This window comes from Streptococcus sp. 79 (genome assembly GCF_013277425.1).
GTDB classification, from domain to species: Bacteria; Bacillota; Bacilli; order Lactobacillales; family Streptococcaceae; genus Streptococcus; species Streptococcus pseudopneumoniae.
Genome location: NZ_VMMW01000079.1, coordinates 1 through 8,425, shown reverse-complemented (window position 1 = coordinate 8,425; position 8,425 = coordinate 1). Strand labels below are relative to the sequence as shown.

Genomic DNA, 8,425 nt, shown 5'->3' with positions numbered 1-8,425 from the left:
TGCTTAATTTCATTATAAAGTTTTTAGTTCAAAATAGCAAGTTAAAGGAATAAATAATTCTTTATGGTAATAAACAAAAAAAAGTTAAAAATTACATAAAAATACTTGACTAAATAAAATATATCTGTTAGAATAAAAAAGAAAGGGGTTTCATTGCATGAGAAAAAACGTGGAATTAAAAAATTAGTTACATTTGCATTGCTAGGTGTTTTTATGTTTAGTAATACAATTCCTTACCAACAGTTTATTCAGAAGAATAAACAATTGGAGATTCGAGTGCAATCGCAAAAGAAGTCCAATGGTCTTGATGTTGGGAAGGCTGATTAGTTGATTAAATGATGAAAATACTATTAACTATATAGTATTTCTGTTTTATCTAATTTTTAATTAGAAAGAAGGGATTCCGATGTACTAGGGTATGATTTGTTGATATTTCTAAATGCAGTCATTGTTATTGTTAGATTTTAAGTGAAAGAAATGAGGGCTTTACGATGAAGAAAAGCATAAAAAAAATAATTACAACATCTTTACTTGCACTGACTTTAGCTGGTGCAGGTGGTTCGATTGTTTCAGCTGCAACAGTTTGGTATAAAGGTACTGCAGTTTATTGGGATTATGGTCGTACTGCTGGCCTTTGGAGCTATTCAAATGTTCAGTCTAGTGTTTACGAACACTCAGCAACTGCTAACGGGGCATTCTCAGGCTGGCAATCACCTGGAGTAGAAGCACGTGTTTCTAAATTCATCGGAACTGCTACAGCTGAATGTTACTGGAATTGTAGGTAAGTACCTATGACATACAAAAACATGTTATTAGGTAAAATGAAATACTTAATCCTGTTTTTGATTGCCATCCAGAGTGTCTTACTTGCTCTGGTGGCAATTTTTTTAGCAGGTTTACAGTATCAACAGTCATGGCAGAGTTATAATCATCATTCCGAAACTGTAACAGTTTATCTTCAGAAGTTAACAGAAGAGCAATCACAAGATGTATTTAATTATTTTTTAGAACAGAGTGACTTGTCCATATGGACAAAACGTTCTGAAAGTAGTGATACAGGAGAAGGTCTAAATAGGATTTATATAGACATCCTTGGCAGCTCTGCTGGTTTTTCAGATTTTGAAAGTACGGGTAAAATAGTAGTCTCACAACAACAATTTGCAGATTTATTATCTCATAGTGATAATAGTATGACTATTGGACTTGACAAAGGCTCAAATAATATGCTTTACGAGCTTCCAGATTTATTATTTAGCACACCTGTAGTCATTGAACGATTAGATTATACTTTTCAAAACACTAATACGATCAATGGGATATACCATATCAATGGTCTCCACGATGCTGTCTCAAGAGATAACTTTCTGTTGCATCTTTCAAAGATGTCAGGTATTTCTGTTGAGGATTTGACAAAAGAAAGTTTTGGAAGTAGTACTGATCAGGGAATTTGGGGAATAATACTTGCTATCAGCATCTTAGTAAATGCCTTCATTTTACTGATTCTATTCTTAATCTGTGTTCTTCAATCCTTTAAACATTTCGGAACATTGATTCTTTTAGGATGGGATAGAAAAGAATTATGGTCTGCTTTTTTCAAAAATTCTCTACTATTTTCAATCTACATTATTCCAATTATCTCTTTATGTAGTTGGTTGTTGTCAGGCTGGTCTAGTTTTGGTTTATCATCGTTTATTCTAGTTTTTGCTGGAGTCAGCCTCTCAGTCTTGTTGCTACTATTGATATTCATTATTCCAACGATTATTGTTTATTCGGTTTCTCCATTAGCCGCAATTCATAAACGATTACCAATGAAGCCTTTAATGGTAACCTGCTTGTTATTCTATACCTTGGTAGCTGGTTTGTTAATCGCAGTCAGTTACTCTTTAGATGCTCCAACGAATCAGTTTATTGATAATATGAAAGTATCTAGGGAGTGGAAAAATGTTGAAGATATGTACGTTATCTCCAGCTTTGTTGAGGGAGATGATGTAGGTACATATGCAGGAACTACAAATTCCCTTGAGCGTAGTATGTATAACTTTTACCAGCGTATATCTGAGCTTCCAGGTGTCTATATTGCCCAAGGAAAATTTCTTAATCAGGAGTACCTTGATGCAGTCTATGGGACATACCAACATGTCCCTAAAAAACCATTTTGGTATTTGAAATTCTCCTATAATTACCTGCAAGAGTTAGGTATTCCCCTAAGTGATGAGGAGTTGCTAGAGATGAGGAATGGTACTCGACTTTATCTTCTACCTAACACGCTCAATACAGAAGAACTTGAGGCGATGAAGGCTTATTTACAGGAAAGTGTCACTGTAAAACCGGGAGATTTACAAACTAATTTCACAGAAAATCCGAAATTTATGTTCAAGGTTTACCAACCGTCTCGACCAATATTTACTTGGTCAGATTCCATTTCTTATGGTACAACTAGTGAGAATCCAGTTATTTTTGTCTCAACACCAGAGAATCTATATTTCATGGAGTCGGCAAACTTAGTTGTCAGCGGCTATAATGGTCTTTTGAAGATTCGTGATAGGGAAACAATGGAACAGGTAGTGTCCGTTTTAGAAACAGAATTTCCAGATTTAACGGATAATCGGTTGAGTTTTACAACTGTCAAGAACTTTATCAATGGTCTTCAAAAAGATCTGAGTTATACATTTTATCTTTTCGGCACGATTATAGCGATTATCATCATTACGATGATGGCTATTTTCTGGAGTTTTGTCTTAATGTACCGCTTGTTATTTGAAGAAAAATTGTATGTTCAATACTTTATGGGATTCTCACCATGGAAAAGATATATTGGTGTGGTTTCTCTCATTATTAGTTTTTCTGTGATGGAACTAATCGTTTCTATCTTGGTGGGTTCTAAGTTGGGAATAGTCATGACACTAGCTACATTTGCTTTTCAGATAATGCTTCTTTACTTCAGTTTGTTCCGTAAAGAAGGAGAGAGTATCATACAATCATTTAAGGAGTAATCTCATGTCTAGAATTTCAGTACAAAATGTATCAAAACAATTTGGTTCAAGAGAAATTTTCAAAGACTTAAGCTTTGATATTGAGGAAAATGAATTTGTAGCTTTAGTAGGACCTTCTGGTTCTGGAAAATCGACTATCCTCAATATGATTGGACTATTGGATACTGTTGACAGTGGTAAAATCCTAATCAACGGAAAAGTTTTGCCTAAGGTAAATTCGCAATCAGCAGTTCATTATCGAAGGAATGTCATCAACTATCTTTTTCAATCCAATGCACTCATTTCTACATCTAGTGTGAAAGATAACCTGATGCTTGCCATGACTTTTTCGAATTTCTCTAGACAGGAGAAAGAGCAGAGAATCAAGGAAACGCTAGAATTTGTTGGTCTACAAAATCGGTTAAATAGTAAAGTCAATGAATTATCGGGAGGTGAACAGCAGAGAATTGCGATTGTGAGAGCTATTTTAAAGCCCGGAGATATTGTCCTAGCAGATGAACCAACCGGATCGTTAGATCCTGAAATGTCTCAAAAAGCATTCGATTTGATTCGAACTTTGAGAGATCAATTTGGTAAAACAATTTTGATTGTTACGCATAACATGGAGCAAGCACGGCAATGTGATAGGATCATTTCACTGGAGTAGGTTCTTGTAAATTAACTCAAGCATTATTAGCACTTGATACGGTTACTTCTGAACCCGTTTCAAAAGAAAACTATCTTTATTCCATGTTATTTTGAGAAAGATATTGTGAAAGTCAAATATGATGATAAAGTTGAGTGGAATTTGTTAGAATTTCAAAAATTTAGAGCATTTTTGGCTTAGTAATATGTGTTGAAAGCTCAAAATCTATGGTAAAAAGTAGCTTTGAAAACGTATTGCCTCCAAAGATTTAGTTAAATAATGATTTAACACAAAAAGAAATTATTGAAGTTCTGGAAAGATGTTGTTTCAGTATTGAGAAAAGGTGGGAAAAACTTGCGATTTTCACAGAGAAAGGAAGAAAAAGTATAGAAATATAGTCAAATGGAGATGTTTGATAAAATGCTTTCATAGCTAACCAACTGTTGAAAATTATGAGTGACAAAATCTAAAGTATTTAAGATTGGTTTATAAAATTAGGTCTCTGTCTGTAGAAAGGAACGTGCAGTTAGAAAGGAGGAAAAAATAGGATACTATAATTCAGACTGAGATTTCTAATTAAAATATGTAGTTGCATTTCGCTCATTTTCATAATATTTCATTCAGAGGAGGAATAATATGTTAAAATTTAGAAAAGTAGTTGCATCATCCCTTGCCGTTTTGGCATTTAATTTGGCTCTTCCTGTTTTGGCAGTTTCTCACCGTGGTGGCGAGTGGACCTATGGAGGCCATCATGATCCATATAATTGGGGAGCATTTTCGAATTATTATCATGGTTCACAGTATCACTGGGCCTATGTTGGAAGTAATGAACGTGACAATCAAAAAACAGTTTATGCAGGAGCACGTAGTGCGGCCTATGCGTTTGTTAATACAAATTTTGGGGAGCAAATTACATTTGATGCGGGATGGTAAAGAATAATTGAAGAAGATTCTTTTATCAATAGTTTAGTAAGCTTGTTAGTTTATAGAGGTCAGGGGTATTTCTGCCCTCTGTTTTAGAATAAGGAATGCACTATGAAAAAATTATTTATACTCATATCCAACCTGCTTGCTAGTTTGTTCTTTGTTTGGGTATTTACCATTTGGACTGATACATATGTCTCCTATTATTACCCCAACGTTGTTGTACGTGATTCTTCCCCTGAAACAACTTTTCAGCATGTTTCTACACGCTTGGAAAAACTAGCAGAAGAAACGGATAGCTTTATTGCGATTCAACACCAAGATCCTAACTCAGAAGGTACTCCAGTGTTTTCTTATACGACCTTTGGGAACGGAAAGTTGCCTGATGGGCTTCAGGAAAAAAAACTAGAAGATGCTCAAAGTAGTAGTGTTGAAACAAACTATTTTGTATTCGATGGACACCTAGATATTCACTTGCTAAAGGAGGAGCTAAGTCAACTTGGCTTGACTAAAATGCACCTGACAATTCCATCTAAACTATCTACGTTAATGGCTATCTTTAGTAACGGATTTCAGTTAATCAGTTTATTGATTTTCATCTTAACCTTTGGAGCACTGACTTTAATTAGTCAAATTAGCCAATTACGGTCGTCGGGCATTCGCCTCATTTCAGGAGAGAAACGGTGGTCCATTTTTCTTAGACCAGTTGGTGAGGATTTGAAAGGGATAGCTGTTGGTTTCAGTTTAGCTGGCGTGCTCGCCATTCTTATGCAAAAAATTCTGTCGCTTCCAACGCAATCCCTAATGACCATAGGAGAAGGCTTGCTCAGTTATAATCTCATCTTGTTGTCGATCTCCCTGTTTTTCGCTCAACTCTTCGCAGTTGGGATAAAAAAGATACACCTGATGCAGATTATAAAAGGGCAAGTGCCTGTCAGAGGAATCATTAGTTTGATTTTAATCGGTCAACTATTAGCGATTATTATTGTAACGCTGGGAATAGGGAGTAGCTTAAAGTATTCCCAAGCCTGGCAACAGCATCGGATTGGACAAGAGGTTTGGAGTCAGGAAAGACAACTGATTACCCTATCAATCAGCCGTGAAGGAACGAGTCCTGGTTTTGATGAACAAGCTCAAAGGAAACTCAGAACTTGGTATCAATTGATGGATCTGGCTGTTTCAGAACAAAAGGCTTTCTTATCTAGACACCAGTTAATTGACCGTACTTTGCAAAATGGCATGGCTTCCTCCAAAAACTTGACAACCTCTACAGAATGGCACGATTACAGCCCGAATGGCAATGTCCTTATCGTCACACCGCATTACTTGGAGCGTCAAAACATTCCTGTAGATACAACTATTGAGCAAAAGATGAATCACCTTGATGTAGGGGAGTTTGTCTTATTGCTGCCTGAACACCTCCGTTCAGAGGAAGAACATTATAAATCTGTTTTTGAAGACGACTTAACCAGTCGCATGTCTAGTCAAGATGAACGACAGCAAATGACTGCTACGGTAGGTTATTTGGAATCAGGTCAGGATCGATTTGTGTATAATACAACCCCTATTTCTTACCAGCAGTTTTTGAAAGATCCGATCGTCATTGTTATAACACCCCAATCAACTGGTCCACAGTCCATTTTGTTTTGGATAGACGCAGTACAGAACTACGTTCTCTTTAATCAATTGTCTGATGCCCAGGAGCTTATCCAGAGACAAGGCATTGAAAATTGGGTCTCAGAAATGCAAACAGGTTACCACAACTACATCACATTATTGGATAATATCCAGAGGGAACATTGGGTAATGCTAGCAGGAGCTGTGCTTGGGATTGCAACTTCAATCTTGTTGTTTAACACTATGAATAGGCTCTACTTTGAAGAATTTAGACGTGCCATTTTTATCAAACGCATTGCAGGTCTCAGGTTCTTAGAAATCCATCGCACTTATCTCTTTGCTCAACTGGGTGTGTTTTTACTGGGATTTGTTGCGAGTGTATTTCTTCAGGTAGAGATAGTAGTTGCTTTCTTAGTCTTGTTACTCTTTACTGGTCTATCTCTTTTACAGTTACATGTCCAAATGCAGAAAGAAAACAAGATGTCCATGCTTGTTTTGAAGGGAGGTTAATATGATTGAACTTAAACAGGTGAGTAAATCTTTTGGAGAACGAGAGTTATTTTCGAATCTTTCAATGACATTTAAGGCTGGAAAAGTCTATGCCTTAATTGGTTCAAGTGGTAGCGGAAAAACAACCTTGATGAACATGATTGGGAAATTAGAATCTTATGATGGGACGATTTTTTACCGAGGTAAAGACTTGGCCAATTATAAATCGAGTGATTTTTTCCGTCACGAATTGGGCTACCTCTTCCAGAACTTTGGCTTAATTGAAAACCAAAGTATTGAAGAAAACCTTAAGCTAGGTCTCATTGGTCAAAAGTTGAGTCGGTCGGAACAGCGGTTGAGGCAGAAGCAGGCTTTAGAACAGGTCGGCCTGGCTTATCTTGACCTAGATAAGCGCATCTTTGAGTTATCGGGCGGAGAATCGCAACGGGTTGCCTTGGCAAAAATTATCTTAAAGAATCCACCCTTTATTCTGGCAGATGAGCCAACAGCTTCAATAGACCCAGCAACCTCTCAGTTGATTATGGAGATTTTGCTATCTCTTCGAGATGATAATAGGCTAATCATTATCGCAACACATAATCCGGCAATTTGGGAGATGGCTGATGAAGTGTTCACGATGGATCGTCTGAAATAAAAATCCTTGTTTTTAATTGCACGATGAGTTATCGAAATATTATCATGAATCAATAATTGGAGTTAATTTAGAATTGTACTTTATGAATATTGAGGTAACTTTTTCTTGATAAAGGAAGAAATAGTGGAGAGAAAGTTAGAATGAAAAAATTCGACAATTATATTATTGAGAAGCCTTGCGATTCTAATTCAGATAAACTGCAAAAAATCTTAATAATTGAAAGTTTGGTAGATGATATTTTGCAATTTTCTCTCAGAATCAAAAATAGTGTAGGAGAGATTTTCCTCCTACAACCGTTTCAAAAGAAAACTATCTTTATTCCATGTTATTTTGAGGAAGATATTGTGAAAGTCAAAGATGATGATGAAGTTGAGTGGCATTTGTTAGAATTTCAAAAATTTAGAGCATTTTTGGCTTAGTAATCTGTGTTGAAGGCTCAAAATCTATGGTAAAAAGTAGCTTTGAAAACGTATTGCCTCCAAAGATTTAGTTAAATAATGATTTAACACAAAAAGAAATTATTGAAGTTCTGGAAAGATGTTGTTTCAGTATTGAGAAAAGGTGGGAAAAACTTGCAATTTTCACAGAGAAAGGATTGTTATAAATCTTGCATAGCTCTCTTGCTTCTATATAATAATTTTTGACTTGTTCTTTGCCAAGGAATTGTGTTCCACAATTTCCAACGAGAACGAGCAGGGGAGCTAGTTGGTAACTTGTTTGCCTCTCTTTACAGAGTTCGATAGTCTCAAGAGCTTCTTGGATGGCTTCATTATATTTTTCCTTTGATACTAGGTAGTGAGCGTAATTGTAACGAACTCTGATGTAGCCAAATAAAAACTCTTGATGCTCAAAATTTTTTGTCTGATATAACTCCATCAAATGAGAGTAGTTTGCCTCATATTCTTGTTCACGACCCACTAAGGAATAGAAATTAGATAGAGTATTCAAGGCCTCTAAATAAATCAGAGTATTTGAAGAGACTTTTAATAATATATTTTCCAATGAAGAAATAGCCTCACACTTACTGTCATATTGATAGAAGTCAATAATAGCTTTAATCCATTCAAGGTAAGTTCGGTCTTCTAGTGTTAGAAAAGTACTTTGTTCAATCTCTATTCTATA

The 8,425-nt window shown here is 35.8% G+C and carries 9 protein-coding genes; 8 read left to right on the top strand and 1 reads right to left on the bottom strand.

The features are described from left to right. Positions 1-153: 153 nt before the first annotated feature. The 8 genes from HT729_RS12475 to HT729_RS12610 all read left to right on the top strand — a co-directional run bounded on the left by HT729_RS12475 (position 154) and on the right by HT729_RS12610 (position 7,722). Entirely contained in the window at positions 154-327 is a 174-nt protein-coding gene (locus HT729_RS12475; protein WP_000544605.1) for a PhrA family quorum-sensing system peptide, read from the top strand. A 164-nt stretch (positions 328-491) separates the two neighbouring features. After that, entirely contained in the window at positions 492-785 is a 294-nt protein-coding gene (locus HT729_RS09535) for a hypothetical protein (RefSeq protein WP_000748217.1), read from the top strand. A gap of 6 nt (positions 786-791) precedes the next feature. Then, on the top strand, positions 792-2,993 hold the full coding sequence (locus HT729_RS09530) for an ABC transporter permease (RefSeq protein WP_000221426.1): 2,202 nt from the start codon (positions 792-794) through the stop codon (positions 2,991-2,993). A gap of 4 nt (positions 2,994-2,997) precedes the next feature. Continuing rightward, positions 2,998-3,639, top strand: coding sequence for an ATP-binding cassette domain-containing protein (locus HT729_RS09525; RefSeq protein ID WP_000087002.1), 642 nt, complete (start codon positions 2,998-3,000; stop codon positions 3,637-3,639). A 615-nt stretch (positions 3,640-4,254) separates the two neighbouring features. Beyond that, entirely contained in the window at positions 4,255-4,551 is a 297-nt protein-coding gene (locus HT729_RS09520) for a lactococcin 972 family bacteriocin (RefSeq protein WP_172931963.1), read from the top strand. A gap of 102 nt (positions 4,552-4,653) precedes the next feature. Beyond that, the gene (locus tag HT729_RS09515) at positions 4,654-6,669 is read left to right on the top strand and encodes a DUF1430 domain-containing protein (RefSeq protein ID WP_172931962.1); all 2,016 of its coding nucleotides are present in this window, start codon (positions 4,654-4,656) and stop codon (positions 6,667-6,669) included. A 1-nt stretch (position 6,670) separates the two neighbouring features. Beyond that, a complete protein-coding gene (locus HT729_RS09510) occupies positions 6,671-7,303 on the top strand; it encodes an ABC transporter ATP-binding protein (RefSeq protein ID WP_023934537.1) in 633 nt (210 codons plus the stop codon). Positions 7,304-7,443: 140 nt separating this feature from the next. Next, entirely contained in the window at positions 7,444-7,722 is a 279-nt protein-coding gene (locus HT729_RS12610; protein WP_000712965.1) for a hypothetical protein, read from the top strand. Between the two features lie 67 nt (positions 7,723-7,789). Here HT729_RS12610 and HT729_RS09500 read toward each other — a convergent pair. Continuing rightward, on the bottom strand, positions 7,790-8,425 hold a 636-nt coding region (locus HT729_RS09500), incomplete at its 5' end, for an XRE family transcriptional regulator (protein WP_172931961.1).